This is a genomic window from Halodurantibacterium daqingense, assembly GCF_042666235.1.
Classification (GTDB): Bacteria; Pseudomonadota; Alphaproteobacteria; order Rhodobacterales; family Rhodobacteraceae; genus Halodurantibacterium; species Halodurantibacterium daqingensis.
The window spans coordinates 549394-572937 of the sequence record NZ_JBHTFQ010000001.1 but is presented as its reverse complement, the minus strand read 5'-3'; the positions used below and the strand labels follow the sequence as shown (position 1 = coordinate 572937).

At 64.8% G+C, this 23544-nt stretch carries 31 protein-coding genes; 12 read left to right on the top strand and 19 right to left on the bottom strand.

Annotated features, from left to right (window positions below):
• Positions 1-363: 363 nt before the first annotated feature.
• Entirely contained in the window at positions 364-1758 is a 1395-nt protein-coding gene (gene rimO, locus ACFQXB_RS02930; protein ID WP_377399161.1) for a 30S ribosomal protein S12 methylthiotransferase RimO, read from the top strand.
• Between the two features lie 44 nt (positions 1759-1802).
• On the opposite strand, the gene ACFQXB_RS02925 is transcribed toward rimO, so the two are convergent.
• From ACFQXB_RS02925 to ACFQXB_RS02900, 6 genes are all read right to left on the bottom strand, one after another.
• Positions 1803-1931 carry a hypothetical protein gene (locus tag ACFQXB_RS02925; RefSeq protein WP_377398826.1) on the bottom strand — a complete coding sequence of 43 codons (129 nt, stop codon included), beginning with the start codon at positions 1929-1931 and terminating at the stop codon, positions 1803-1805.
• Between the two features lie 202 nt (positions 1932-2133).
• On the bottom strand, positions 2134-2529 hold the full coding sequence (locus ACFQXB_RS02920) for a hypothetical protein (protein WP_377398823.1): 396 nt from the start codon (positions 2527-2529) through the stop codon (positions 2134-2136).
• 29 nt (positions 2530-2558) lie between these two features.
• Entirely contained in the window at positions 2559-2909 is a 351-nt protein-coding gene (locus tag ACFQXB_RS02915; RefSeq protein ID WP_377398820.1) for a PRC-barrel domain-containing protein, read from the bottom strand.
• A 120-nt stretch (positions 2910-3029) separates the two neighbouring features.
• On the bottom strand, positions 3030-3392 hold the full coding sequence (locus tag ACFQXB_RS02910) for a YigZ family protein (RefSeq protein ID WP_377399158.1): 363 nt from the start codon (positions 3390-3392) through the stop codon (positions 3030-3032).
• A 52-nt stretch (positions 3393-3444) separates the two neighbouring features.
• Positions 3445-3699, bottom strand: coding sequence for a DUF6455 family protein (locus ACFQXB_RS02905; RefSeq protein WP_377398817.1), 255 nt, complete (start codon positions 3697-3699; stop codon positions 3445-3447).
• Positions 3700-3771: 72 nt separating this feature from the next.
• The gene (locus tag ACFQXB_RS02900; RefSeq protein WP_377398814.1) at positions 3772-4512 is read right to left on the bottom strand and encodes a M48 family metallopeptidase; all 741 of its coding nucleotides are present in this window, start codon (positions 4510-4512) and stop codon (positions 3772-3774) included.
• A gap of 134 nt (positions 4513-4646) precedes the next feature.
• On the opposite strand from ACFQXB_RS02900, the gene ACFQXB_RS02895 reads away from it, so the two are divergent.
• Positions 4647-4889 (top strand): hypothetical protein, encoded by a 243-nt coding sequence (locus ACFQXB_RS02895; RefSeq protein ID WP_377398811.1) that lies wholly within the window; start codon positions 4647-4649, stop codon positions 4887-4889.
• 72 nt (positions 4890-4961) lie between these two features.
• On the opposite strand, the gene ACFQXB_RS02890 is transcribed toward ACFQXB_RS02895, so the two are convergent.
• Positions 4962-5219 (bottom strand): DUF167 domain-containing protein, encoded by a 258-nt coding sequence (locus tag ACFQXB_RS02890; protein WP_377398808.1) that lies wholly within the window; start codon positions 5217-5219, stop codon positions 4962-4964.
• A gap of 80 nt (positions 5220-5299) precedes the next feature.
• Here ACFQXB_RS02890 and ACFQXB_RS02885 point away from each other — a divergent pair, with 80 nt between their 5' ends.
• Genes ACFQXB_RS02885 through ACFQXB_RS02875 form a run of 3 tightly spaced genes read left to right on the top strand, consistent with a single transcriptional unit; the run spans position 5300 to position 7742 of the window.
• Positions 5300-6439 (top strand): class II histone deacetylase, encoded by a 1140-nt coding sequence (locus tag ACFQXB_RS02885; RefSeq protein WP_377398805.1) that lies wholly within the window; start codon positions 5300-5302, stop codon positions 6437-6439.
• Positions 6439-7017 (top strand): nitroreductase family protein, encoded by a 579-nt coding sequence (locus ACFQXB_RS02880; RefSeq protein ID WP_377398802.1) that lies wholly within the window; start codon positions 6439-6441, stop codon positions 7015-7017. The genes ACFQXB_RS02885 and ACFQXB_RS02880 overlap by 1 nt, the downstream gene beginning before the upstream one ends.
• Positions 7014-7742, top strand: coding sequence for an EI24 domain-containing protein (locus ACFQXB_RS02875; protein WP_377398799.1), 729 nt, complete (start codon positions 7014-7016; stop codon positions 7740-7742). The genes ACFQXB_RS02880 and ACFQXB_RS02875 overlap by 4 nt, the downstream gene beginning before the upstream one ends.
• Here ACFQXB_RS02875 and ACFQXB_RS02870 read toward each other — a convergent pair.
• Together ACFQXB_RS02870 and mce are read right to left on the bottom strand one after the other, a co-directional pair.
• Positions 7690-7968, bottom strand: a complete 279-nt coding sequence (locus tag ACFQXB_RS02870; protein WP_377398796.1) for a DUF1467 family protein — start codon at positions 7966-7968, stop codon at positions 7690-7692. The two genes, ACFQXB_RS02875 and ACFQXB_RS02870, sit on opposite strands and share 53 nt — an antisense overlap.
• Positions 7969-8373, bottom strand: a complete 405-nt coding sequence (gene mce, locus ACFQXB_RS02865; RefSeq protein WP_377398793.1) for a methylmalonyl-CoA epimerase — start codon at positions 8371-8373, stop codon at positions 7969-7971. It lies immediately after the preceding gene.
• Positions 8374-8523: 150 nt separating this feature from the next.
• Here mce and ACFQXB_RS02860 point away from each other — a divergent pair, with 150 nt between their 5' ends.
• Complete coding sequence (locus ACFQXB_RS02860; RefSeq protein WP_377398790.1) at positions 8524-9249, top strand: response regulator; 726 nt, start codon at positions 8524-8526, stop codon at positions 9247-9249.
• Here ACFQXB_RS02860 and ACFQXB_RS02855 read toward each other — a convergent pair.
• From ACFQXB_RS02855 to ACFQXB_RS02835, 5 genes are all read right to left on the bottom strand, one after another.
• Entirely contained in the window at positions 9227-9838 is a 612-nt protein-coding gene (locus ACFQXB_RS02855; protein ID WP_377398787.1) for a thymidine kinase, read from the bottom strand. The genes ACFQXB_RS02860 and ACFQXB_RS02855 overlap by 23 nt on opposite strands.
• A 145-nt stretch (positions 9839-9983) precedes the next feature.
• Complete coding sequence (locus ACFQXB_RS02850; RefSeq protein WP_377398785.1) at positions 9984-11255, bottom strand: DEAD/DEAH box helicase; 1272 nt, start codon at positions 11253-11255, stop codon at positions 9984-9986.
• Positions 11256-11604: 349 nt separating this feature from the next.
• Entirely contained in the window at positions 11605-12360 is a 756-nt protein-coding gene (locus tag ACFQXB_RS02845; RefSeq protein ID WP_377398782.1) for a DUF1013 domain-containing protein, read from the bottom strand.
• Positions 12361-12494: 134 nt separating this feature from the next.
• Positions 12495-13484: an NAD(P)H-quinone oxidoreductase gene (locus ACFQXB_RS02840; RefSeq protein ID WP_377398779.1), complete on the bottom strand. Its 990-nt coding sequence runs from the start codon at positions 13482-13484 to the stop codon at positions 12495-12497.
• Between the two features lie 2 nt (positions 13485-13486).
• Positions 13487-14194: a COQ9 family protein gene (locus tag ACFQXB_RS02835; RefSeq protein WP_377398776.1), complete on the bottom strand. Its 708-nt coding sequence runs from the start codon at positions 14192-14194 to the stop codon at positions 13487-13489.
• Positions 14195-14305: 111 nt separating this feature from the next.
• On the opposite strand from ACFQXB_RS02835, the gene rpsU reads away from it, so the two are divergent.
• Entirely contained in the window at positions 14306-14512 is a 207-nt protein-coding gene (gene rpsU, locus ACFQXB_RS02830; RefSeq protein WP_188483398.1) for a 30S ribosomal protein S21, read from the top strand.
• Positions 14513-14596: 84 nt separating this feature from the next.
• Here rpsU and ACFQXB_RS02825 read toward each other — a convergent pair whose 3' ends face one another.
• On the bottom strand, positions 14597-15055 hold the full coding sequence (locus tag ACFQXB_RS02825; protein WP_377398772.1) for an Lrp/AsnC family transcriptional regulator: 459 nt from the start codon (positions 15053-15055) through the stop codon (positions 14597-14599).
• Positions 15056-15201: 146 nt separating this feature from the next.
• Here ACFQXB_RS02825 and ald point away from each other — a divergent pair, with 146 nt between their 5' ends.
• From ald to ACFQXB_RS02805, 4 genes are all read left to right on the top strand, one after another.
• A complete protein-coding gene (gene ald, locus ACFQXB_RS02820; protein ID WP_377398769.1) occupies positions 15202-16320 on the top strand; it encodes an alanine dehydrogenase in 1119 nt (372 codons plus the stop codon).
• 121 nt (positions 16321-16441) lie between these two features.
• On the top strand, positions 16442-17203 hold the full coding sequence (locus ACFQXB_RS02815; RefSeq protein ID WP_377398766.1) for an electron transfer flavoprotein subunit beta/FixA family protein: 762 nt from the start codon (positions 16442-16444) through the stop codon (positions 17201-17203).
• Complete coding sequence (locus tag ACFQXB_RS02810) at positions 17203-18129, top strand: electron transfer flavoprotein subunit alpha/FixB family protein (protein ID WP_377398763.1); 927 nt, start codon at positions 17203-17205, stop codon at positions 18127-18129. Before ACFQXB_RS02815 ends, ACFQXB_RS02810 begins: the two co-directional genes overlap by 1 nt.
• 94 nt (positions 18130-18223) lie before the next feature.
• Complete coding sequence (locus ACFQXB_RS02805) at positions 18224-19099, top strand: 3-hydroxybutyryl-CoA dehydrogenase (protein WP_377398759.1); 876 nt, start codon at positions 18224-18226, stop codon at positions 19097-19099.
• 3 nt (positions 19100-19102) lie between these two features.
• Here ACFQXB_RS02805 and ACFQXB_RS02800 read toward each other — a convergent pair whose 3' ends face one another.
• The 4 genes from ACFQXB_RS02800 to ACFQXB_RS02785 are packed head-to-tail and all read right to left on the bottom strand — an operon-like array spanning position 19103 to position 21120.
• On the bottom strand, positions 19103-19375 hold the full coding sequence (locus ACFQXB_RS02800) for an HPr family phosphocarrier protein (protein WP_377398756.1): 273 nt from the start codon (positions 19373-19375) through the stop codon (positions 19103-19105).
• Positions 19372-19773 carry a PTS sugar transporter subunit IIA gene (locus tag ACFQXB_RS02795; protein ID WP_377398753.1) on the bottom strand — a complete coding sequence of 134 codons (402 nt, stop codon included), beginning with the start codon at positions 19771-19773 and terminating at the stop codon, positions 19372-19374. The genes ACFQXB_RS02800 and ACFQXB_RS02795 overlap by 4 nt, the downstream gene beginning before the upstream one ends.
• The gene (gene rapZ / locus ACFQXB_RS02790; RefSeq protein WP_377398750.1) at positions 19770-20690 is read right to left on the bottom strand and encodes an RNase adapter RapZ; all 921 of its coding nucleotides are present in this window, start codon (positions 20688-20690) and stop codon (positions 19770-19772) included. Before rapZ ends, ACFQXB_RS02795 begins: the two co-directional genes overlap by 4 nt.
• A gap of 1 nt (position 20691) precedes the next feature.
• Positions 20692-21120, bottom strand: a complete 429-nt coding sequence (locus ACFQXB_RS02785; protein WP_377398747.1) for an HPr kinase/phosphorylase — start codon at positions 21118-21120, stop codon at positions 20692-20694.
• A 420-nt stretch (positions 21121-21540) separates the two neighbouring features.
• On the opposite strand from ACFQXB_RS02785, the gene ACFQXB_RS02780 reads away from it, so the two are divergent.
• Positions 21541-23139: a phosphoenolpyruvate carboxykinase gene (locus tag ACFQXB_RS02780; RefSeq protein ID WP_377398744.1), complete on the top strand. Its 1599-nt coding sequence runs from the start codon at positions 21541-21543 to the stop codon at positions 23137-23139.
• Positions 23140-23544 lie beyond the last annotated feature (405 nt).

The window sequence follows — 23544 nt, the reverse complement described above, 5'->3', positions numbered from 1 at the left end:
TCTGCGGCACAGTGCCGTCTTTCATACAGGCCTGCCAGCCGGATTGTCGAACCTCTTTCCGACGTTCGAGGACCTCTGCATCAGCCGCACTGGAAGAACCAACCATTCCTGCCCTCCTGGACCCGATCCGATTTGCACAACTTTAAATTGTATTTCATCCATCCATGCAAATGTTTTTCATGCACCTCGACGCGCCGAGCCGGGTCCGGACCTGCTGCCGAGCAATTCTCGACCCCGTTAGTCGCCACTGCGCCATCGTCATGGATCAGGGCCTTCTGGCTGGCAAAGCCGGCCCTTCACGGAGACGGGATGAGCAGGCCGCACCCTCTTCCCGGCGGGGGCGGGCTCGGCTATATGCGGCGCATGTCCACGAACCCGCCCAACCTCCGCCCCGATCTGGCGCCCGCGCCGGTCTTTGACACGACCCGCCGCGACAGTGCGCGTTCGGGCCAGCCGACCATCGGCATGGTCAGCCTTGGCTGCCCCAAGGCATTGGTGGACAGCGAACGCATCCTGACGCGCCTGCGGGCCGAGGGTTACGCGATCAGCCCCGATTATGCGGGGGCGGATGCGGTGATCGTGAACACCTGCGGTTTCCTCGACAGTGCCAAGGCCGAAAGCCTGGAGGCCATCGGCGAGGCGCTGCGCGAAAACGGCCGCGTCATCGTCACCGGCTGCCTGGGGGCCGAGCCCGACTATATCACCGGCGCGCATCCCCGGGTGCTGGCGGTGACCGGGCCGCATCAATATGAACAGGTGCTGGATGCGGTGCATGGGGCGGTTCCGCCCAGCCCCGACCCGTTCATCGACCTGCTGCCGGCCTCGGGCGTCAGCCTGACGCCGCGCCATTACAGCTATCTGAAGATTTCCGAAGGCTGCAACCACAAGTGCAAGTTCTGCATCATCCCCGACATGCGCGGGCGTCTGGTCAGCCGCCCTGTCCATGCCGTCCTGCGCGAGGCGGAAAAGCTGGTGCAGAACGGGGTGCGCGAACTGCTGGTGATCTCTCAGGACACCTCTGCCTACGGCGTCGACCGCAAGCATGACCTTCACCCGTGGAAGGGCGGCGAGGTTCGGACGCATATCACCGATCTGGCGCGCGAACTCGGGCAACTCGGCGCCTGGGTGCGGCTGCATTATGTCTACCCCTACCCGCATGTGCGCGACCTGATCCCGCTGATGGCCGACGGTCTGGTGCTGCCCTATCTCGACATCCCCTTCCAGCACGCGCACCCCGATGTTCTGAAACGGATGGCGCGGCCGGCGGCGGCGGCGCGGACGCTGGACGAAATCGCCCGCTGGCGCGCCGACTGCCCCGATATCACGCTGCGGTCGACCTTCATCGTCGGCTATCCCGGTGAGACGGAGGAAGAATTCCAGACCCTGCTCGACTGGCTGGATGAGGCGCAGCTGGACCGCGTCGGCTGCTTCAAATACGAAAACGTCGCCGGGGCGCGGTCGAACGCCTTGCCCGGCCACGTGCCCGAAGAGGTCAAGCAGGACCGCTGGGAACGCTTCATGGAAAAGGCGCAGGCGATTTCCGAGGCAAAGCTCGCCGCCAAGGTCGGGCTGCGGATGGACGTCATCATCGACGCCATCGATGCCGAGGGTGCGACCTGCCGCACCAAGGCGGATGCGCCGGAAATCGACGGAAACCTGTTCATCGACGAAGCATTCGAGGCGCTGAGTGTCGGACAGATCGTGACGGTCGAGGTTGAAGAGGCAGGCGAATATGATCTTTGGGGCCGTCTCGTCTGAGCGGGATCAGAACTCTCGCCATCAAAGACATCGCGGCAGGGCTATCAACCTATTGTCTGCGGGCAGGCCTCCTCAAGGCCCAACTCGTCGCCATGATCACCCGCATCGTCGGAGAGCACCGCCATTGCCGCCGCTGCGGGCGAGTTTCCTTCGTATTGCAGGGCGAAGATCATGACGCCGATCGTCTTGTTGCCACTGGGTGTGCCGGGGCATTCGCGCCGAAAAGCCCGGCCGCGTGGGTGAAATCGTGATTTCCGCAGTTCTGCGCGGCGCCGGCCATCAGTCGCGCGTGGCTGCGGGCTCCGCCCCGGCCTCCGTCAGCTGGCGGCCCCTCGTGAGACCTCGTGAGACGGCGGGCTTCCTGACTGGCCGGGTTCATTCGCCGGGCGGGCGCAGAGGCACAGACGTTCCCCGGCGGCCGCGCCAGACCCATCGCCCGAACCGCAAGCCGCGCGAAGTCTCCGCCGTATTCTCGGCATAATACCGCGACCTGCGGGCCGACTCGTCCTCCTGATTCAGGGCAAGGCACAATGCCGCTCCGGGGCGCATCGCCTCCTGCAGTTGTGCAACGCTCTGGCGCAGATCGCCCTGCGCCCTCTCGCCGGCACGGACCACCAGCACCACCGCATCCGCCAGCGGCGCGATATAGCGCGTATCGACAACCGGCAGGACGGGCGGGCTGCCCAGCACGATCACCTCGAAGGGCGCCCGCGCCTCGCCCAGAAGCGCAGCGAATCCCTCCGAGGCAAGCGAATGTCGCGCGCGCCCCACCCGGGGCGCACGCGCATTCTTGCGAAGGACTACATCCAGTAGGGATGAACCCCATAGTGGCGATGTGTCCGCTCTTCCCAGTCGCGGTTGCGATACCAGTCCGCGTCGCGGGCCGGCGCGCCTTCGAGCTGCTCTTGCGTCAGATCCGTCACATATCCGTCCTGGGTGATGTCGTAGCGCAGCTTGCCCCATGGGATCGGGTAATGATCTTCGCCCATCCCCAGGAAACCGCCGAAGCCCATCACGGCATAGGTTACCTTGCCGGACACCTTGTCGATCATCAGATGATCGATATGGCCCAACTTGTCGCCCGCAGGGCTGTAGACGTTGGTTCCGTTCACGTCGTTCGATGAAATCAGGCTTTGGCCAGAGGTTTGCATGTTGTTCTCCGTCGTTTCGAAGTCATGCCAGTCAACCCCTCGCCCGCGGCTATGTTCCGTCTCGGCAAGCCGATGCGCGGAACCTGGCCGGCGTCGAACGGACCTTGCGGCAGCTCGGCCTCAGCCGATGTGGCCGAGATAATGCCGAACGGCCTCCTGCACATGGCGGAAACGGTCGCCACCCAACCGCACCCCGCCGTACCAGCGGGTCACCACGATCAGATGATTGGTCACGGAGTCGCGCTCGAGCATCCGCAGGATCACGGCACCCGCACCCGCCTCGCCATCGTCGCCCTTCAGCGGCGTGATCTGCCCGTCTGCCTCAAGCAGCACGGCCCAGGTATTATGCGTGGCCCTGGCGAAGCGCTTGTCGCGCAGAAGCGCCTTCAGAAAGGCCTGAACGCCGGAGCGGCCGGTTACAGGGCCGCCGCTCATCGCATAGCGCGAACCCCGATCGCTGATGATGTTGTCGAACTGGCGCATTGGGGAGGTCATATGGCCTCCCTGGGCACAGAACCAGCCGGAAAGACGTGGGTCAGGGCTTCAGGCGCTCGAACAGGGCTTCATTGCGGCAATAGGCGGGTGCGGCCTCTGCACCTGCGCGATGATCCTCGAGCCAGCGATCGCAAGCGCTTTCGCTGCCGCAACCACAGCAGCGCAGCACCGCGCCGCGCAGTTCCTGGCCGCTCAGCCGCCCCTCGACCAGCGCCACCCCAAGATCGGCACCCAGCACGTCGCCCATCCGGTTCACAAGGCCCGCGTGAAGATCAAGCTTGGTCAATCCGAACATTGTCATCCTCCGTCATCCGCATTTGCCCAAGGGTGCGGCCGCAGCGACGGACGGGCCATGATCCAGATCAAGTCAGCGCAGTTGAGCCACCGTGCGCCGCACCACCTCGGCCCGCTGCGCATTCGGCGGATGGGTGCCCAGGAAGCGGTTGCCGGGATCGGGGATGCGGCTGAAGAATTCCGCGCCGCGTTCGGGATCGTAGCCCGCCCGCCAGGCAAGAATCGTCCCGAGTGCATCAGCTTCAAGCTCGAATTCGCGGCTGTAGCTTCGGGCGCCGATGGTTGCGCCGGCGCGTTCGAAATCGCGCACGGCCTCGGGCGAGGCACCGCCAAGCGAGGCAAGCGTGCCAAGGATCATGGCGCCCGTCACCGCCGACTGCTGCGTTCTGGGTATATGGCCGGCGATGTGATGGGCGGCCTCATGGCCAAGGATGAAGGCAAGCTCGTCCTGGTTGCGCGCCTCGGCGATCAGCGCCAGCGTGAAACCGATGACGGGACGCCCGTTGCGATCCAGCGTCTGAAAGGCGTTGGCTGGCGCGCCCGGCGTGCGATCCACCGTGATCAGGAAGTCGCAATCAACGTTGCGCGTGCGCGCCAGGCATTCCCGCTCGGCTACAGGTTCCATCCGGGCGACGACGGCGGTGAAATTGCGCGCGGCCGTTTCCGCGTCAAGCCGCTGCACCGGCTCGGGTTGCGCCACCGGCACGGGACGCGTCGATGGTGCAGGCGCAGGCACTGCCACCGGCAGCGGCGCACAGCCCGCAAGTATCCCCACCAGAACGAGCGCCATGCCCCGGATCATCATCTGCCTCATGCCTTGTTGATCACCCGTTTCTAGCACGCCCTCCTGCACGGAAAAGCCCCGGCGCACTCAAACTCGCGTCAACGCCATGTGTGTGCAGCATGTGGGGGCTTTTCAAAGCGCGCATCCCGGCCCATGCTGGGGCCATGTTTAGCATCGAGCACGATTTTGACGCGACTGTCATCACCCTCGTCGATGAAGGGGCTGCCCCCCTGCAGGAAGACGTGATCCTGCAGGCCTTCGAGGAATGTGTGACCGTTGAACAATACGACCCGCGCAAGGATGAGGTCGTCCGCATCACCCTTTCAAACGCCCAGGTGCGCGAGCTTGCGGCGGCACTGAACCTGCCCGAGGGCGTCTATCGCCTGACCCCGCGCCGCGAGGGCTGAAACCGGCTTTCCGCGCCACCGTCAAGATGCGGGGCACAACGAAGGAAAACGGCCTGCTGTTCCTGTGCCCCCTTACAGCAGGCGAAACAGCTTGTCGCGATGTTTCGCGCCGCGCAGCAGTTCCAGCCGGCCTGGCGCCACCCCAAGGGCGTCGGCCAACAGGCGGGTGACCGCACGGTTGGCCTTTCCGTCCTCTGGGGCACAGGTTACCTGGACGCGGATCATCCCCACCTCGTCAATCCGCACCAGGTTGCGCGCAGCCCTCGGGGTGACCCGCACCGCAATCTGCCCCGAAGGCTGGACAAGATGGCGAAGGTCAGGCGTGGGCATCGCGACGGTCCGGACTGGTCAAGGGCGCTCGGCTTCCTTAGGCTGGCGCGAAACAATCGCGGGCACAAGCCGGAGGCGAAATGGCAACAGGATTTTTCTGGGATGAACGCTGCTTCTGGCACGGCGGCGGCAACTATGCCTTCACCCTTCCGGTGGGCGGACTGGTTCAGCCGATCGCCGCAGGCGGCTTGCCCGAAAACCCTGAAACCAAGCGCCGGCTGAAGAACCTGATCGAGGCCACCGGCCTGATCCGGGATCTGGACGTGCGCGGCGCCGCACCGGCCTCGGACACCGACCTTGGGCGGGTCCATCCCGAAAGCTACCTTGCACGGTTCCGCGCCTTGTCGGATGCCGGCGGCGGAGAACTGGGTCCGCGCGCACCGTTCGGGCCGGGCGGGTATGAACTTGCCGCCCTCTCGGCCGGGTTGGCCCAGGCGGCATTGCGCGCCGTTCTTCGGGGCGAGGTGCAGAACGCCTATGCGCTGTCGCGGCCGCCAGGGCATCACTGCCTGCCCGATTACCCGAACGGTTTCTGCCTTTTGGCCAATATCGCCGTCGCCATCGAGGCCGCCCGTGCCGAAGGGCTGGCCCGCCGCTTTGCAGTGGTGGACTGGGACGTGCATCATGGCAACGGCACCGAGGCGATCTATTATCGCGACCCGGACGTGCTGTGCATCTCGCTGCACCAGGAGGCGAACTATCCCCTGGATACCGGCAGTATCGAGGCGCGCGGCGAAGGAACGGGGTTCGGCACGAACCTGAACATCCCGCTGCCGCCTGGTACAGGGCACGCAGGTTTTCTTGCCGCCTTTGATCGTCTGGTTCTGCCGGCACTAAAGCACTTTGCTCCGGATGTGATCATCGTTGCCTGCGGCTATGATGCCTCGGCCGTTGACCCGCTGGGCCGGACGCTGGCCACTGCCGACACCTTCCGCGAGATGACGCGACGCATCATGAAGGCTGCAGAACGTCTGTGCGATGGCCGGCTGTGCCTTGTGCACGAAGGCGGCTATTCGGAGGTGCACGTGCCTTTCTGCGGCCATGCCGTGCTGGAAGAGCTTTCCGGCAGTGCCGCCACCGCCCCCGACCCATTGGCCGCAACGCTTGCCGCGCGACAGCCCGGCCCCCGCTTCGATGCCATGATCGACGCGCTGCTGAGCGATTACGAAACGTTCCTCGCAACGTCCCCCGACACCACCGAACCAGACCGGAGAGACTGATGCCCACCCCCAATCCTGCCGCGCTCGAGTTCCTCCTCACGCGGCGGTCGCGCCCGGCCAAGACGCTGGCCCTGCCCGTGCCGGACCGCGCGGCGCTGGAGCAGATCCTGACTGCGGCCGCCCGCACCCCTGACCACGGCAAGCTGGAGCCCTGGCGCTTCATCGTGCTGGAAAAGGTCGCGCTGACGCGGCTTGCCGCGTTGGCCCGCAGTCGGGGCGCGTCGCTGGGCCTTGCACCCGAGCAGATTGACAAGGGGACGGCACAGTTTGCCGATGCAGATCTGGTGGTGGCGGTGATCGCCGCGCCGCAGCCCTCGCCCAAGATACCCGAGATCGAACAGATCCTGTCCGCCGGCGCGGTCTGCCTTGCGCTGCTGAATGCCGCGCTGGCTTCTGGCTGGGGCGCGAACTGGCTGACCGGCTGGGCCAGCCAGGATCGCGACTTCGCCACCGCAGGGCTGGGCCTGCAGCCCCATGAATTCGTTGCCGGGCTGATCCATATCGGCACCGAGCGCTCGGCCCCGCCGGACCGCCCGCGCCCCGATCTGGCCCGGATCACCACCTGGATGACGGAATGATCCTGATCGACATGCTCCGCGCCCTGGGCCAATGGTCCGACCCGCGCTTTCGCCGGGTGATCTGGCTGGGACTCGGGTTGTCACTGGCGCTGCTGGTGGCGGTCTATGCGTTGCTCCTGGGGCTGATCGGCTGGTTTGTGCCGGCGCAGATCGATCTGCCGCTGCTCGGCCCCTTTGGAGGCCTGTCTGCCCTTCTCTCGGTGGGTTCGCTTCTGGTGATGCTTGCCCTGTCGCCGATCCTGATGATGCCCGTGGCCTCGGCCTTTACCGGGTTTTTCCTGGACGATGTGGCCCAGGCGGTCGAGGACAGGCATTATCCCCACCTTGCCAAGGCCCCCGATGTGCCGCTTTATGACCAGTTGCGCGACGGGTTCAATTATTTCGCGCTGCTTGTGGGGGTGAACATCCTGGCCGGCGGCGTCTATCTGTTCAGCGGCCCGTTGGCGCTGCCGGTCTTCTGGGCCGTCAACGGTTACCTGCTGGGGCGCGAATATTTCCAGATGGTCGCCATGCGCCGCCTTGGGCGCCGAGGCGCCTCGGATCTGCGTGCGGCCAACTGGTTCACAATCTGGGCTGCCGGCACGATGATGGCCGCCCCGCTCAGCATTCCGATCGTGAATCTGTTTGTTCCGGTCCTGGGCGCGGCCAGCTTCACCCATCTGTTCCACCGGCTCAGTCCGGCAGCGGCGCCATCCGTCCGAACCAGTCAAGATCGCGGATGGTAATTCCCCCCCAGACGATGATCGAGGCGATCATGCACCACAGAACGATCGTCACCAACGTCGCGATCTTCATCTTGCGGGCGATACGGGCATCCGAAGGTGCCGACGAGGGCGTGCCCGGCACGACTGATCCGGCCTCGCCCTGCGACACAAGCCGCAGCGGAAGCACCACGAGAAGCACGAGAAACCACAGGACTGCGAAAAGAACGGCACCGCCGGTAATGGTCATTCAGATTTGCTCCAGTTCCACCAGCGTGCCGGTGAAATCCTTTGGGTGAAGGAAAAGAACCGGCTTGCCGTGGGCGCCGATCTTCGGCTCGCCTGAACCGAGGATACGCGCGCCCTTTGCAATAAGCTGATCACGCGCGGCGAGGATATCCTCGACCTCATAGCAGATATGATGGATCCCGCCCGAGGGGTTCTTTTCCAGAAATCCCGCAATCGGGCTGTTGTCGCCCAGCGGGTGCAGAAGTTCGATCTTGGTGTTCGGAAGGGTAATGAAGATCACCGTCACCCCGTGCGCAGGTTCATCCTGGGGCGGCCCTACATCGGCGCCCAGCGTGCCGCGATACTGTTCGGCCGCGGCCGCGAGGTCGGGCACGGCGATGGCAACGTGATTGAGACGGCCGATCATGACTCATGCTCCGCTGAAACCTGCGTCGGTTATGGGCACTGCGACTGCGCCGCGCAAGGGACCGAAGGACGCAGGGCGCCGGCGACGTTAACGATTCATTGACCTTCAACAAGGTTAAATGTGCCGTGACCAAGCGGAAAGGCGATTCCCATGACAGATGATCTTGGCGCGCTGATGATGACAAACACGCTGCCGTGCCGCCCGACACGTGACAAGCCGCTGATGGGCCTCACCCTGCTGGCCGTCGAAGACAGCCGCTTTGCAAGCGAGGCGCTGCGGCTTCTGTGCCGGCATTCCGGGATCCGGTTGCGGCGGGCAGACTGCCTTGCGGCGGCCTACCGGCATCTGGGCGTCTATCGTCCAGGGGCGGTTCTGGTGGACATGGGCCTGCCCGACGGGTCGGGCATCGATCTGGTCCGGGATCTTGCGCGGGCGCGGCCAAGGGTGCCCGTTCTGCTTGCCACCTCGGGCGACGTCACGTTGCAGGGGCCGGCGATGGCCGCGGGTGCAGACGGATTTCTGGCCAAACCGGTTGCCTCGCTGGCGGCATTCCAGGCCGCGATTCTGGAACAGCTTCCGGACATCACCAGCGGGCCGCGCAGCATTCCCGTGGAACCTCTGGCACCCGATCCGCTTGCGCTGCGCGATGACTTCAGCCGCGCGCTCGCGGCTCTGGAAGCGCCCGGGGGGCAAGCCTCGCTGGACTACGTCGCACAGTTTCTTGCCAGCCTGGGCCAGTCCGCGGAAGATCTGGTGCTGCGCGATGCGGCCCGCACAATCAGCCGCGACCGCGCCCTGGGGCGCGGCGCCGGCCGCGAAACCCTGCATCTGGCCGGAATGCTGCGCGAGAGGCTCAACCGTTACACCGCGATCTGAGCGAGGGGTCGCTGCCAGCCACCGCCTCACGCCAGTGCCGGCGGCAAAGCGAGACATAGGTTTCGTTACCACCTATCTGAACCTGGGCGCCATCCGTCACTACCCGCCCGTCGCCATCCTTGCGCACCACCATCGTGGCCTTCTTGCCGCAATGACAGATGGTCCGAACCTCGCGCATTTCATCCGCAAGTGCCAGCAGCGCGGCCGAACCGGGAAAAAGCCGTCCCTGGAAATCGACCCGCAACCCATAGCACATGACCGGCAGAGCAAGATCGTCCACCGCCCGCGCCAGTTGCCAGACCTGATCGGGTTCCAAAAACTGTGCCTCGTCCAGAAAGACACAGGCGCAGGCACTCGCGGAAAGCCGCGCGGTCAGACGCTGAAACAGATCATCCCCCGGCGCAAATGTGTCCGCCGTTTCACCGATCCCGATTCGTGATGCTATCCGTCCCGCCCCCGCCCGATGGTCAAGTTGCGCGGTGAGAAGGTAGGGTTCCATTCCCCGTTCGCGGTAATTATGCGCCGCCTGCAGCAGAATCGTGGATTTGCCGGCGTTCATGGTCGAGTAGTGGAAATAAAGCTTGGCCATGCGGGCTGATATCCCGCCGTGACCCTATACTGCAAGGTCGCCATGCGCACCCGACGATCAGACGGCAGGCAGCATGTTCCGGACCAGCCATTGCGGCCTGCAAAGAAGCGTCCGCACGGGAACCTCCCCGCGCGGACTGTCAGTTTCAAGCGGCGCTGCGACGGCGCTGCGGCCGGCTCTGATTGCGCCCGCCGAATTTCTGCCCGGCACCGGCCCCCGAAGGGCCGACCCCTTGACGACGACCCTGCGGGGCCTTGGGTTTTTGTGCAGGCTCATGGCGCATCTGGGCCATATGCTCTCCGCCCACCACCGGCAACGCGATCTTCATCAGCTTTTCGATCGCGCGCAGTTCGCCCACTTCGGCGGGCGAACAGAAGGCAACGGCGCGCCCCTCGGCCCCGGCCCGGGCGGTGCGGCCGATCCGGTGCACGTAGTTTTCAGGCACGTTCGGCAGATCGAAGTTATAGACATGCCGCACACCCGGGATATCGATCCCCCGCGCCGCGACATCGGTTGCCACCAGCACCTTGATATCGCCGTTGCGGAACGCCTGCAGCGTGCGCTCGCGCTGGCCCTGGCTCTTGTTGCCGTGGATCGATCCCGCGGCAAAGCCCCAGTGATCCAGCAGCTTCATCAGCTTTTCGGCGCCATGCTTGGTGCGGGAAAAGACCAGCGCCAGCTCATCGGCATGTTCTGACAGGTAGCCGCGCAGGACTGTGGCCTTGTCGCCCTGGGGCGTGAAGTGCACGCCTTGGGTGATCTTGTCCGCAGCCTTGCCGGGCGGCGAAACCTGCACCCGCACCGGCTCGCGCAGATAGGTGGTGGCAAGTTCTTCCATCTGCTTGGGCATCGTGGCCGAGAACAACAGCGTCTGCCGCTTTTCCGGCAGCAGCCGCGCGATGCGGCGCAGGGCATGGATGAAGCCGAGATCAAGCATCTGGTCGGCCTCGTCCAGCACCAGATAGCGGGTTTCGGCCAATGTCAGGGCCTGCCGTTCCAGCAGGTCCAGGAGCCGGCCGGGCGTCGCAACCAGAACATCGGTGCCGCGGGCCAGACGTTCCATCTGCTTGTTGATCGAGGCGCCGCCCACCACAACGGTGGTGCGGATATGGCTGCCGTGGCCGAACTTGCCGATATTGTCGGCAATCTGGTTCACAAGCTCGCGCGTTGGCGCAAGGATCAGCGCGCGCACGGTCCTGGGCTGCGGCGCCTTGCCGATCTGCATCAGGCGGTGCAGCAGCGGCAGGCCAAAGGCTGCCGTCTTGCCGGTGCCGGTCTGGGCCAACCCCATGAGATCGCGCCCCTCCATCACATGGGGGATCGCCTGGATCTGGATCGGCGTTGGAATGGTAAGCCCTTGACGTTCAAGTGCTTTCAGAAGGTTGGCGTGGAGCCCGAGGGCTTGGAAATCAGTCAATGTCTGGCCTTTCGCAGGCGGCCCGTGCCGCCAAAAGAGAACGCCCCGGCCGGACGCTCCGGACAGGACAAGCATGGTCGCGGCCAGCACCTTGGCGGCCGCAGGACCCCTGCGTGACATGGGAACCCGGAAGTGGCGCATCGCGCCGCACCGACGACTTTCGCGCAAGCGGCGCGGGCTGCTCACGCGGCAGCGGACGTCTGGTCTGGCCTCACATGGGGCTTTTGCGGCCCGAGGTCAAGCAAAAGCACGGCACAACTTCGCGCCCAGACGCAAGAACCCCGCCAGGGGGCGGGATTCTTGCGCCTGCGCGCGTGCAACCGGTCACGGCCAGGAGTGATGCGGATGCTCAGCGATCGTCATCGTCATCGTCATCTTCGTCAACCTGAGGCAGGTTGAAGAAGCTGTCGGCATCGCTGAAATCGGCCGGGCTCTTGTCTTCTTCCTTGCGGTCACCCAGCGTGAAGTTCTCGAACCCGGCGATGGACGAGGGCATCTTGGGCTCGGGCGCCATGCCCAGTGACTGTTCGGTGCTTACAAGTTTGCGGCGCTCGTCATCCGACATCACGACGCCCTCGGTCGCGCGCTTTTTCGCGGCCTGCTGGACGGCCGTGTCCAGTTCGGACTGACGGCAAAGCCCCAGCGCGACCGGATCGATCGGCTGGATGTTGTTGATGTTCCAGTGCGTCCGTTCCCGGATGGACAGGATCGTCGGCTTGGTGGTGCCCACAAGCTTGCCGATCTGCCCGTCCGACAGCTCCGGATGGAATTTGACCAGCCAGAGAATGGCCGCCGGGCGGTCCTGACGCTTGGAAAGCGGCGTGTAGCGCGGCCCACGACGTTTCTCCTCGCCCACGGCGGCGGCGTTGAACTTCAGCCGCAGCCGGTACATCGGATCGGCCTGACCCTTTTCGATCTCGATCGGGTCAAGCTGGTTGTTGGCGATCGGGTCGAAGCCCTTGACGCCGGCGGCGACATCGCCATCGGCAATGCCCTGCACTTCCAGCTCGTGCATGCCGCAGAAATCCGCGATCTGCTTGAAGGACAGGGTCGTGTTGTCCACCAGCCAGACCGCAGTCGCCTTGGCCATCAGAGGCTTGTTCATCGGATCACTCCTTCGCATATCTTTCCCGCGCCGGGAAAACGGCTGCGGCGGGTCGCCCCTTTCCGCGCATCCTCGTTTTCGGGGAATTCACCGGGCTATATAGACGCGGGCCGCGCCAGTGCAAAGCAAAAAAACTAGGCCACCTTCAGGACAATCTTGCCGATGTGCTCCGAGCTTTCCATCCGGGCATGGGCCTCGGCCGCGCGCTCGAGCGGGAATTCGCTGTCCAGGACCGGCGCCACACGCCCCGTCGTCAGAAGCGGCCAGACCTGCACCTCAAGCTCGCGCGCGATACGGGCCTTGGCCAGATCGGACTGGGGGCGCAAGGTTGATCCGGTGATCGAAAGGCGCCGGGTCATCATCTCGGCCAGGTTCAGCTCGACCTTGGCGCCCTGCAGGAAGGCGATCTGCACCAGCCGCCCCTCGTCCGCCAGCGCCCGCAGATTGCGCGCCACATAGCTGCCGCCCACCATATCGAGAATCAGATGCGCGCCGGCTTCATTGCGCATGACCTCCACGAAATCCTGGTCCCGGTAGTTGATCGCCCGTTCGGCGCCCAGACGTTCGCAGGCGGCGCATTTTTCGCCCGAGCCTGCCGTTGCAAAGACACGGGCCCCGAAGGCACGGGCCAGCTGAATCGCGGTTGTGCCGATCCCCGAGGAACCTCCGTGCACCAGAAACCGCTCGCCCGCCCGCAGCTCGGCCCGCATGAAGATATTGGACCAGACGGTGAAATGGGTTTCCGGAACGCAGGCGGCGGCGCGCAGATCCATGCCGCGCGGAAGAGGCAACGCATGTTCCGCTGCCGTCACCACATATTCGGCATAGCCACCACCGGGCAGCAAGGCGCAAACCTGATCGCCCTCTTCCCAACGCGCTACACCCTCGCCCACGGCCACGACCGTTCCGGAAGCCTCGAGACCCGGCAGATCCGAGGCGCCGGCCGGTGGCGCATAAAGCCCGGCCCGCTGCAATGCGTCCGGCCGGTTCACCCCGGCAAAGGCCACACGGATCAGAATCTGTCCTTGGCCCGGGCGCGGCACGGGACGTTCGCACAGGCGCAGCGCCTCGGGACCGCCGGGGGATGAAATCTCCACGGCGCGCATGGTCTCGGGTAGGTTCATGATCACTCCTGCATCTGCCCGCGCCATATACCCGGCAAATCGGCGGGCGGGAATTGTGCGGGCGCGCGCACCTGACGCGCAAGCCAGTTCGGCCCCGCCATCAGCGGCGCAAGCAGGGCATTCTTGCCGATCCCTGCCTTCAGCTTCTCAAAACGCATGACATCCTCGATCCTGCGGTCGATGAACTCCCAGGTCGCCTGATGGCCGACGCTGTCGTCGCCCAGCCAGAACAGCACGGCCGAGCCATAGACGCCCGACAGGATCGCCCGCTTGGAATACCAGTTCAGATCGTCGGACGTATCGCCCAGCGCCGTCCAGATCCGGTCGGCGGTGCGCCAGAGCGCGCGGGCCCCATCTGCCGAATGCTGCGGCAGGGCAAAAAGCGTTGCGCCGCGCCGCACCGCCTCGCGGTCCTCGATTACCTCGATCCGCAGCCGCACCGCCGCCGCCACCCGGTCCCGGAACCGCAGGGCCGACAGGTCTTCACTGCGCAGCCGCGCCAGCATCGCCAGGTCACCCCGTTCGTGATAGGCCAGCGCGAGATCGGGCGCGCCACGCGGAAACAGGGCCCGAACCAGGCCCGGTTCCACCCCTGCATCGACCGCGGCGGCCCGCAGTGTCGCCTCGCTCCAGCCGTCGAAGGGCACATGGACAAGCGCCGCATCCAGCAGCCGCTCCCTGAGATCGTCCGTTTTCTTCGCATCCGGCATCCGGGTCTCCATTCATTCGGCGGGACGGTAGACAAGCTAGTGCGTCTTTGCTATACGGCCACGTCCTGCGATTTACTCGTAACTCTAACTTAGGAAGGTGGTGAAAACCACATGCAGGTAAGTGTTCGCGACAACAACGTCGATCAGGCGCTTCGTGCGCTGAAGAAAAAGCTTCAGCGTGAAGGTGTGTTTCGTGAAATGAAGCTCAAGCAGCATTTCGAGAAACCGTCCGAGAAGAAAGCCCGTGAGAAAGCCGAAGCGGTCCGCCGTGCGCGCAAGCTCGCGCGCAAGAAAGCGCAGCGCGAAGGAATGCTTTAAGCCTTCCCGGCAGCGAACAGGCGGCGTGCCGTCCATGATGACCCCCGTGGCCCGGCCTCGGGGGTTTGTCGTTTCCGGAACCTGCTACAGCGGAATTGCGGTGGTCTTGCAGACCGTGCGCAACGCGAAGGACGACTGCATCTGCGCGACCCCGGGCAAACGCGACAGATACTGCCGATGGATCCGGGCGAAATCCTCGGTATCCTCGGCCACGATCTTGAGCAGATAGTCGGCCGTGCCGGCCATCAGATGGCATTCGAGCACATCGGGAACGCGGGCGACCTCGCGCTCGAAGGCGTCAAGCACGTCATCCGCCTGCCCTGACAGTGTTATTTCAACGAAAACCGTCGTGGGGCGGCCCAGCTTGCGCGGATCCAGCAGCGCCACGTAATCCCGGATGAACCCCTCCGCCTCAAGCCGCTGAACGCGGCGATGGCAGGCCGAGGCGGACAGGTTGACGCGTTCGGAAAGATCCGCGTTCGAGATCCGCCCCTGCTTCTGCAGGACAGAGAGAATCCGGCGGTCTGTGGCATCAAGGTTCATGACGGCGCAACTTTCTTCGAGCCAATACGATTTTGTTCGCAGCTTTTACCATGAATTCCCGCGCAGACCATCTGCGATCAGAATCCTCTTGCCCGCCACCTGCGGCATAATGGCGCAATAATAACCGACAACAGGAAGGACGTCCCATGAAGATCGGTTGCCCGAAGGAAATCAAGGCCCAGGAGTTCCGGGTCGGCCTCACGCCCCATGCGGCGCGCGAGGCCCTGGCCCACGGCCACGAGGTAATTGTGGAACGTGGTGCCGGCGTCGGTGCCGGATTTACCGACGAGGATTATGTCGAAGCTGGAGCCCGCCTCGCCGACACTGCTGAAGCGGTCTTTGACGAGGCCGAGATGATCGTCAAGGTAAAGGAGCCACAGGCGGTTGAACGCAAGCGCCTGCGGGATGGGCAGATCCTGTTCACCTATCTCCATCTCGCCCCCGATCCGGAACAGACCCGCGATCTGCTGGACAGCGGCGTCACCGCCATCGCCTATGAAACGGTGACGGATGCCAGTGGCGGCCTGCCACTTCTCGCGCCGATGTCCGAGGTTGCGGGCCGGCTTGCCCCGCAGGTCGGAGCCTGGACGCTGCAAAAGGCCAATGGCGGGCGCGGCGTGCTGCTGGGCGGTGTGCCCGGGGTTTCGCCCGCGCGGGTCGTGGTGATCGGTGGCGGGGTCGTGGGCACCCATGCGGCGCGGGTCGCGGCCGGCATGGGCGCGGATGTCACGGTGCTGGACCGGTCTTTGCCGCGCCTGCGCTACCTGGACGATGTGTTTTCGGGCCAGTTCAAGACGCGCTATGCCAGTGCCGGCAACACCGCAGAGCTGGTGGCCGAGGCCGACATGGTGATCGGGGCCGTTCTGATCCCGGGCGCCGCCGCGCCCAAGCTGGTAACCCGCGCGCAACTCGCCGACATGAAGCCGGGGGCCGCGATTGTCGATGTTGCCATCGATCAGGGCGGCTGCTTTGAAACCTCGCGCGCGACGACGCATCAGGACCCGATCTACGAGGTGGACGGGATCCTGCACTATTGCGTCGCGAACATGCCCGGCGCAGTCGCCCGCACCTCGACCCTGGCCCTGGGCAACGCCACCATGCCCTTCATGCTGTCCCTGGCCGACAAGGGCTGGAAACAGGCCTGCGAGGATGACCCCCATCTGCTGAACGGGCTGAACACCCATGCCGGCAAGCTGACCTATCACGCAGTTGGCAAGGCGCTCGGGATTGACGTGCTCTCTCCGCGTCTGGCGCTCAAGCTCTGACAGGACGCGGCGTCGTTGGGGTGGGGTGACATTTTTCTACTGTCACCCCCGCGAACGAGTCGCTAACTAGAGTTCGGACGCTTGGAATGCCCCAGTGGGGAAGAAAAGGGAGAAACCGCCGATGAAGGTTCTTGTGCCCGTGAAGCGGGTGATTGACTACAACGTGAAGGTTCGCGTCAAGGCAGACGGCAGCGGCGTGGATCTTGCAAACGTCAAGATGTCGATGAACCCTTTCGACGAGATCGCCGTAGAAGAGGCGATCCGGCTCAAGGAAAAGGGCGCGGCGACGGAAGTCGTGGTCGTGTCGATCGGCGTGAAGCAGGCGCAGGAAACCCTTCGCACGGCACTGGCAATGGGCGCCGACCGCGCCATCCTGATCGTCGCCGCCGATGATGTGCACCAGGACATCGAGCCGCTGGCGGTGGCCAAGCTGCTCAAGGCCGTGGTCGAGGCGGAGGCGCCCGGGCTGGTCATCGCCGGCAAGCAGGCGATCGACAATGACATGAACGCCACGGGACAGATGCTGGCGGCGCTGCTGGGCTGGAGCCAGGCGACCTATGCCTCGGAAGTGGCGGTCGAGGGCGATCATGCCGTGGTCACCCGCGAGGTGGACGGCGGCCTGCAGACCATCCGCGTCAAGCTGCCCGCGATCATCACCGCCGACCTGCGCCTGAACGAACCGCGCTATGCCAGCCTTCCGAACATCATGAAGGCCAAGAAGAAGCCGCTCGAGGAAAAGACTGCCGCCGATTACGGCGTAGATGTGTCCCCGCGGCTTTCCGTGGTCAGCACCGTGGAACCGGCAGGCCGCAAGGCTGGCATCAAGGTCGGATCGGTGGATGAGCTGATTTCGAAACTCAAGGACGAAGCGGGGGTGATCTGATGGCTGTTCTTCTTCTGGCAGAGGTCAACGGCGCTGATCTGGCGCTTGATGCCACCGCCAAGGCCCTGACCGGCGCAAAGGCGCTGGGGGATGTCACGGTTCTGGTCGCGGGTGCGGGTTGCGCCGGCGCTGCCGAAGCCGCCGCCAAGCTTGCGGGCGTCACCAAGGTGCTTTGCGCGGATGATGCGGCCTATGGCAAGGGCCTGGCCGAACCGCTGGCCGATCTCGTGGTCGGGCTGGCGCAGGGCTTCAGCCACATCGTCGCGCCCGCGACCGTCAGCGCGCGCAACGTTCTGCCCCGCGTCGCGGCACTTCTTGACGTGATGGTCATCAGCGATGTGACCGCCATCATCGACGCCGACACGTTCGAGCGCACGATCTATGCCGGCAATGCCGTGCAACGGGTTCGCTCTGCCGATGCGATCAAGGTGGCGACGCTGCGCACAACCAGCTTCGAGCTGGCGGGTGAAGGCGGCGCGGCACCAGTCGAAACCGTCTCTGCTGCCGGCGATCCGGGCCTTTCGGAATGGGTCGAGGACAAGGTCGCGGCCTCGGACCGGCCCGAACTGACCAGCGCCGGGATTGTCGTCTCCGGCGGGCGCGGGATCGGTTCGGAAGAAAACTTCGCGATGATCGAGAAGCTGGCCGACAAGCTGGGCGCGGCCGTCGGGGCAAGCCGTGCCGCCGTCGATTCGGGCTATGCCCCGAATGACTGGCAGGTTGGCCAGACCGGCAAGGTCGTGGCGCCGATGCTCTATATCGCCGTCGGCATTTCGGGCGCGATCCAGCATCTTGCCGGGATGAAGGACAGCAAGATCATCGTCGCCATCAACAAGGACGAGGAAGCGCCGATCTTCCAGGTCGCCGATTACGGCCTTGTGGGGGATCTGTTCCAGATCCTGCCAGAGCTGACCGAAAAGGTCTGATCCCGGGGGTCCGCCGTCCCGGCGGGCCGCCCTCACCACCGGCCGCCGGGCGCGCCGGCTTCGGAACTGACAGAACAGGCAAGAGGGATCGCAGATGGACATCCGTTCGGTAGGTATCGTTGGCGCCGGTCAGATGGGCAATGGAATTGCCCATGTCTTTGCCATGGCCGGGTACGAGGTGCTTTTGACGGACATTTCGCAGGCGGCGCTGGATGCGGCCCTGTCGCTGATCGATCGCAATCTGGAACGTCAGGTCAGCCGCGGCAAGATCACCGCCGAAGATCACGCCGCCGCGCGCGGCCGGATCCGCACGACCCTCACGCTTGCCGAGCTTGGCCAGTGCGACCTCATCATCGAGGCCGCGACCGAACGCGAAAGCGTCAAGGCCGCGATCTTCGAGGATCTTCTGCCGCATCTGAAGCCCGAAACGATCCTGACCTCGAACACCTCCTCGATCTCGATCACCCGACTGGCCAGCCGCACCGATCGCCCCGAAAAGTTCATGGGCTTTCACTTCATGAACCCGGTGCCGGTGATGCAGCTGGTGGAACTGATCCGCGGCATTGCCACCGACGAGGAAACCTACACCACCCTGCACGCCGTGGTGCAGAAGCTGGGAAAGACGGCCGCAAGCGCCGAGGATTTCCCGGCCTTCATCGTCAACCGCATCCTGATGCCGATGATCAACGAGGCGGTCTATACGCTTTACGAAGGCGTGGGCTCGGTTCGCTCGATCGACGAATCCTTGAAACTTGGCGCAAATCATCCGATGGGCCCGCTTGAGTTGGCGGATTTCATCGGCCTCGATACCTGCCTTGCCATCATGAACGTGCTGCATGACGGACTTGCCGACACCAAGTATCGTCCCTGCCCGCTGCTGACCAAATATGTCGAAGCCGGCTGGCTGGGCCGCAAGACCGGGCGCGGGTTCTACGACTATCGCGGCGAGGTTCCGGTTCCGACGCGCTGAGCGTCAGAAATCCTCGCCGAAACGATTGGCCACCAGCGCCTCGAGCTCGGTGGCCAGCTGTTCGGCCTGCGGCCCGGCAGTCTCGATCTCGATCGAGGTGCCGCGTGCCGCGCCCAGCATCAACAGGCCCATGATCGAATCGCCCGACACGCTCATGCCGTCGCGGCGAACCTCGACGCTTGCATCATGCGCCTCGACCACCTCGACAAACCGGGCGCTGGCGCGGGCATGCAGCCCCTTTTCGTTGATGATCCGCAATTCGCGCGTGATGCTCATCCGCCCTGCCCTCCGCCGATGTCCATGCTGTTTATATACTTGCGCCCCGCCTCGAGCGCGGCTTCCACCGCAGTGGCCACCGGCTGCCGGCGCGATTTGGCCAGTTTGATCAGCATGGGCAGGTTCGCCCCGTAGAGGATCCGCCGCTTCGGGCGCATGCAGGCCATCAGCGACAGGTTTGACGGAGAGCCGCCGAACATGTCGGTCACCACGATGACACCATCACCTTCATCAACCGCCTCGGCCGCACGGCAGATCTCGGCCTGTTTGGCGGCGCGGTCGTGGTCGTCCTCAATCGCGATGGCGACCACGCCCTTCTGCCTGCCGACCACATGCTCGACGGCGGCAAGATACTCTCTCGCCAAACCACCATGTGCGACGATCACGATGCCGATCACGCCCTTTCACCTGCCACAGTTCCGGGGACAATTCCGCCCCGCCGTTCCAATTCCCTGTGACGTTTAGACACCTGCCAACCGCCCTCTGCAAGGGTTGCGGCAAGTTTTTCGGCCATTGCGACGCTGCGATGCTGGCCGCCGGTACACCCGAAGGCGATTGCGACATGGGTTCGACCTTCTTCCAGTTGCGCAGGCAGGACAAGGCCGATCAGATCCCGCACCTGGTCAAAGAACGGTGCAAAGCGCGGATCCTGCGCGACATAGGCCGCAACCTCGGCATCCTGCCCGTTCAGCGGCCGCAGCGTCTCGTCCCAGTAGGGATTCCGCAGGAAGCGGCAGTCGAATACCATGTCCACGCCGCGCGGCACGCCGCGCTTGTAGGAAAAGGAATGCACCGAAACCGCGAGCCGCGCCATCGTGCCATTGTCGAACCATCGTGCAATCTCGGCCCGCAGATCATGCGGCGACATCTCCGAGGTGTCGATCAGCACGTCGGCCCTGGTCCGGACCGGGGCCAGAAGATCGATCTCGCGCGCGATGCCAAGCGCCGGCTGTTCGGCCGGTGACAAAGGATGACGGCGGCGCGTTTCCGAATAGCGCCGGATGAGCGTATCGGGGCTGCAATCGAGATAAAGCACTTCGGGCTGGGTTTCGGGCCCCCGCGTCAACCGGTCGATCAGCTCGATCATTCCGGTTGCGCTGAAATCCCGGTTGCGCACATCGACCCCCAAGGCCAGTGGCCGCGCAATCGGCGGCCCGTCCAGCAGCCGGGGCACCAGCGACAGGGGCAGGTTGTCGATCGCCTCATATCCCAGATCCTCCAACGCGTTGATCGCGGTGGAGCGGCCGGCACCGGAAGGCCCGGTGACCAGCACCAGGCGCTGCGCGCTTGGTTGTGACGGGATCAGTTCGGTCATCTCAGGCGCTCCGCCCCTCTTTCAGATACTGCAGCACGGCCGCTGGAAAGGCCGCGTGATCGACACGCCGGACGAGCGGGATCCTGCAGCCAAGCACCTGATGCTCCCGCGCGGGCGGCAGGCGCTGATCCTCAGCGTGATCCAGATCGACCGCAAGGACAAGCGGAACCGGCCCCTGCGGCACCGCGGACAGAAGTCCAAGCCCCCGCGCTTCGATCAAACCCGCGAGAGGCGGCGGCACCGAGGCCAGCAGCCTGCCTTCCCGGCGCACAACGACGGTGCGGTCATCCGCCACAAGCCCCGCCCCGAAAGCCATCAACTGAAGGGCAAGCGACGACTTGCCGGCACCCGAAGCGCCGAGGATGAGAAGCCCGCGCCCGCCCCATGCGACGGTGCTCGCGTGCAGGATCGCGGTCGCGCCGGGCTTCACACCGTCCTCTTGCCCGGCAGAAGCCACTCCTGGGGCCCCCGGGTTCCGCCTGCTTGCTTCGTTCGACATCGCCCTGATCCGGTTTCCTGTCGTTCCCAATCGTCCCGATCCCCGGACACAAGGCAAGCCCCGGCCGATCGATGCGCAACTTCGTGAGGCGAATCAGCCGCGTTGCGCCTCTTCAGCACAGCCGAACTGTGGTAAGCTTTAGTTAATATGCGCGGGCTTCTGCACATGGTTGCGCTAACCTGAAAATGGTTGCGCTAACGCAGCCAAAGCGTCCTGTTCCTTCGCGGAAACGACATGTTATAGGCCATGGGTCGGCACCCTTCACGGCTGCCGACCGGTGCTCCTTCGGCCCGGAGCGCCGAACTCTGATCTGTCAAAGCCGCCTCGACAGGCGGAACCGGGAGCTTGCAGATGACCAATGGACGCGTAAACCCAGCCCACCGCCTTGAAGATCAGGGCATCTCTGGTCTGGGCAATGTCTATTACAACCTCATCGAGCCCGCGCTTGTCGAAGAAGCGCTCAAACGTGGCGAAGGCACCTTGGGCAAGGGCGGCGCACTTCTGGTGACGACCGGCACCCATACCGGCCGCTCGCCCAAGGACAAGTTCGTTGTGCGGACGCCCTCGGTGGAGCATTCGATCTGGTGGGAAAACAATGCCCCCATGACGCCCGAGGCATTTGATGTGCTTCATGCCGACATGCTGGCCCATATGAAGGGCCGCGATTACTTCGTGCAGGATCTGTTCGGGGGCGCAGATCCCGCCTACCGCCTTGATGTGCGCGTCATCACCGAACTCGCCTGGCACGGGCTGTTCATCCGCCACCTGCTGCGGCGCCCGGCGCGGGATGAGCTTGACGGCTTCGCCCCCGACTGGACGATCATCAACTGCCCCAGCTTCACGGCCGATCCGACACGGCACGGCTGCCGCAGCGGCACGGTGATTGCCCTGAACTTCGACCGGAAGATGATCCTGATCGGCGGGACGGCCTATGCCGGCGAGAACAAGAAGTCGGTGTTCACCTTGCTCAACTACCTGCTTCCGGAACAGGGCATCATGCCGATGCACTGCTCGGCCAACCACGCCCCGGACAGCCCCGATGACACGGCGGTGTTCTTTGGCCTTTCGGGCACCGGCAAGACAACGCTTTCCGCCGATCCGTCCCGGGTGCTGATTGGCGACGACGAACACGGCTGGTCGGATCGCGGCACCTTCAACTTCGAAGGCGGCTGCTATGCCAAGACCATCAACCTCAGCGCAGAAGCCGAACCGGAAATCTTTGCCACCACCGAGAAATTCGCGACGGTGGTCGAGAACATGGTTTTCGATCCCGAGACAAAGGAACTGGATTTCAACGACGACAGCCTGACGGCGAATACCCGTTGCGCCTATCCGCTCGAATATATCTCGAATGCCAGCGCCACGGCGCTGGGCGGACACCCGAAGAACATCATCATGCTGACCTGCGACGCCTTCGGGGTTCTGCCGCCCATCGCGCGGCTGACCCCCGCGCAGGCCATGTATCACTTCCTGTCGGGCTTCACCTCGAAGGTTGCCGGCACCGAACGTGGCGTGACCGAGCCCGAGCCTACCTTCTCGACCTGCTTTGGCGCCCCCTTCATGCCGCGCCGCCCCGAGGCTTACGGCAAGTTGCTGCAGGAAAAGATCGCGGCCCATGGTGCAACCTGCTGGCTGGTCAACACCGGCTGGACCGGGGGCGCCTATGGCACCGGCAGCCGGATGCCGATCCGCGCCACACGCGCGCTGCTGACGGCGGCACTGGACGGCTCGCTCAACACAGTGCCATTCCGCAAGGATCCGAACTTCGGCTTCGAGGTTCCGGTCTCGGTGCCTGGGGTCGAGGATGGTCTTCTTGATCCGCGCGGAACATGGTCGGATCCCGCAGCCTATGATGCACAGGCGGCGAAGCTGGTGGCGATGTTTGCCGACAACTTCGCGCAATACGTCCCCTATATCGACGAAGACGTGAAGGCAGCCGCCATCGGCTGACATCATTCGCCCCGGCCAAAGGCCGGGGCAAGCGGCGCGGGCAGAGTGTCTTCCCGCTACAGGCTGCAACAGACCGGACCAGCCTCCAGGCCGCAGCCGCGCCCCCTGTCACACTGCGCCGTTCGCCCGAGTAATGACAGCAAGCTGCGCGAGATCGGTCACGACACCGGCGGCACAGTAACCGGCACCGTCTGACGCGCCGTTTCCAGCGCCTTCCTTGCCTGGCTGTGACGCACAAGGGCACAACGGGGCCCGCGCCCAGAACTCTTTCCTGCAGCCCCGCCATCGATGAGGTGCGCCGGGAGGAATCGCGCAGCGCAGCGTCTGAGTCAGGGACGCCGCCGTACCCGCCGCACCGCGGTCACTGCCCACGCGGCCAGGGCCACAAGCACGGCACGGGCGCGG

Bases quoted from the DNA above. Each gene is read 5' to 3' on its own strand.
- ACFQXB_RS02915 (WP_377398820.1), bottom strand. From the start codon at position 2,909: ATGCAAACCTCTGGCCAAAGCCTGATTTCATCGAACGACGTGAACGGA.
- ACFQXB_RS02825 (WP_377398772.1), bottom strand. From the start codon at position 15,055: ATGAACCTTGATGCCACAGACCGCCGGATTCTCTCTGTCCTGCAGAAG.
- ACFQXB_RS02880 (WP_377398802.1), top strand. From the start codon at position 6,439: ATGCCCACCCCCAATCCTGCCGCGCTCGAGTTCCTCCTCACGCGGCGG.
- ACFQXB_RS02805 (WP_377398759.1), top strand. From the start codon at position 18,224: ATGGACATCCGTTCGGTAGGTATCGTTGGCGCCGGTCAGATGGGCAAT.
- ACFQXB_RS02840 (WP_377398779.1), bottom strand. From the start codon at position 13,484: ATGAACCTACCCGAGACCATGCGCGCCGTGGAGATTTCATCCCCCGGC.
- ACFQXB_RS02780 (WP_377398744.1), top strand. From the start codon at position 21,541: ATGACCAATGGACGCGTAAACCCAGCCCACCGCCTTGAAGATCAGGGC.
- ACFQXB_RS02890 (WP_377398808.1), bottom strand. From the start codon at position 5,219: ATGCCCACGCCTGACCTTCGCCATCTTGTCCAGCCTTCGGGGCAGATT.
- ACFQXB_RS02925 (WP_377398826.1), bottom strand. From the start codon at position 1,931: ATGATCTTCGCCCTGCAATACGAAGGAAACTCGCCCGCAGCGGCGGCA.
- ACFQXB_RS02835 (WP_377398776.1), bottom strand. From the start codon at position 14,194: ATGCCGGATGCGAAGAAAACGGACGATCTCAGGGAGCGGCTGCTGGAT.
- ACFQXB_RS02910 (WP_377399158.1), bottom strand. From the start codon at position 3,392: ATGCGCCAGTTCGACAACATCATCAGCGATCGGGGTTCGCGCTATGCG.
- rpsU (WP_188483398.1), top strand. From the start codon at position 14,306: ATGCAGGTAAGTGTTCGCGACAACAACGTCGATCAGGCGCTTCGTGCG.
- mce (WP_377398793.1), bottom strand. From the start codon at position 8,373: ATGATCGGCCGTCTCAATCACGTTGCCATCGCCGTGCCCGACCTCGCG.
- ACFQXB_RS02885 (WP_377398805.1), top strand. From the start codon at position 5,300: ATGGCAACAGGATTTTTCTGGGATGAACGCTGCTTCTGGCACGGCGGC.
- ACFQXB_RS02905 (WP_377398817.1), bottom strand. From the start codon at position 3,699: ATGTTCGGATTGACCAAGCTTGATCTTCACGCGGGCCTTGTGAACCGG.
- ACFQXB_RS02900 (WP_377398814.1), bottom strand. From the start codon at position 4,512: ATGAGGCAGATGATGATCCGGGGCATGGCGCTCGTTCTGGTGGGGATA.
- ACFQXB_RS02875 (WP_377398799.1), top strand. From the start codon at position 7,014: ATGATCCTGATCGACATGCTCCGCGCCCTGGGCCAATGGTCCGACCCG.
- ACFQXB_RS02855 (WP_377398787.1), bottom strand. From the start codon at position 9,838: ATGGCCAAGCTTTATTTCCACTACTCGACCATGAACGCCGGCAAATCC.
- rapZ (WP_377398750.1), bottom strand. From the start codon at position 20,690: ATGACCGAACTGATCCCGTCACAACCAAGCGCGCAGCGCCTGGTGCTG.
- ACFQXB_RS02860 (WP_377398790.1), top strand. From the start codon at position 8,524: ATGACAGATGATCTTGGCGCGCTGATGATGACAAACACGCTGCCGTGC.
- ACFQXB_RS02845 (WP_377398782.1), bottom strand. From the start codon at position 12,360: ATGAACAAGCCTCTGATGGCCAAGGCGACTGCGGTCTGGCTGGTGGAC.
- ACFQXB_RS02800 (WP_377398756.1), bottom strand. From the start codon at position 19,375: ATGAGCATCACGCGCGAATTGCGGATCATCAACGAAAAGGGGCTGCAT.
- ACFQXB_RS02870 (WP_377398796.1), bottom strand. From the start codon at position 7,968: ATGACCATTACCGGCGGTGCCGTTCTTTTCGCAGTCCTGTGGTTTCTC.
- ACFQXB_RS02810 (WP_377398763.1), top strand. From the start codon at position 17,203: ATGGCTGTTCTTCTTCTGGCAGAGGTCAACGGCGCTGATCTGGCGCTT.
- rimO (WP_377399161.1), top strand. From the start codon at position 364: ATGTCCACGAACCCGCCCAACCTCCGCCCCGATCTGGCGCCCGCGCCG.
- ACFQXB_RS02815 (WP_377398766.1), top strand. From the start codon at position 16,442: ATGAAGGTTCTTGTGCCCGTGAAGCGGGTGATTGACTACAACGTGAAG.
- ald (WP_377398769.1), top strand. From the start codon at position 15,202: ATGAAGATCGGTTGCCCGAAGGAAATCAAGGCCCAGGAGTTCCGGGTC.
- ACFQXB_RS02895 (WP_377398811.1), top strand. From the start codon at position 4,647: ATGTTTAGCATCGAGCACGATTTTGACGCGACTGTCATCACCCTCGTC.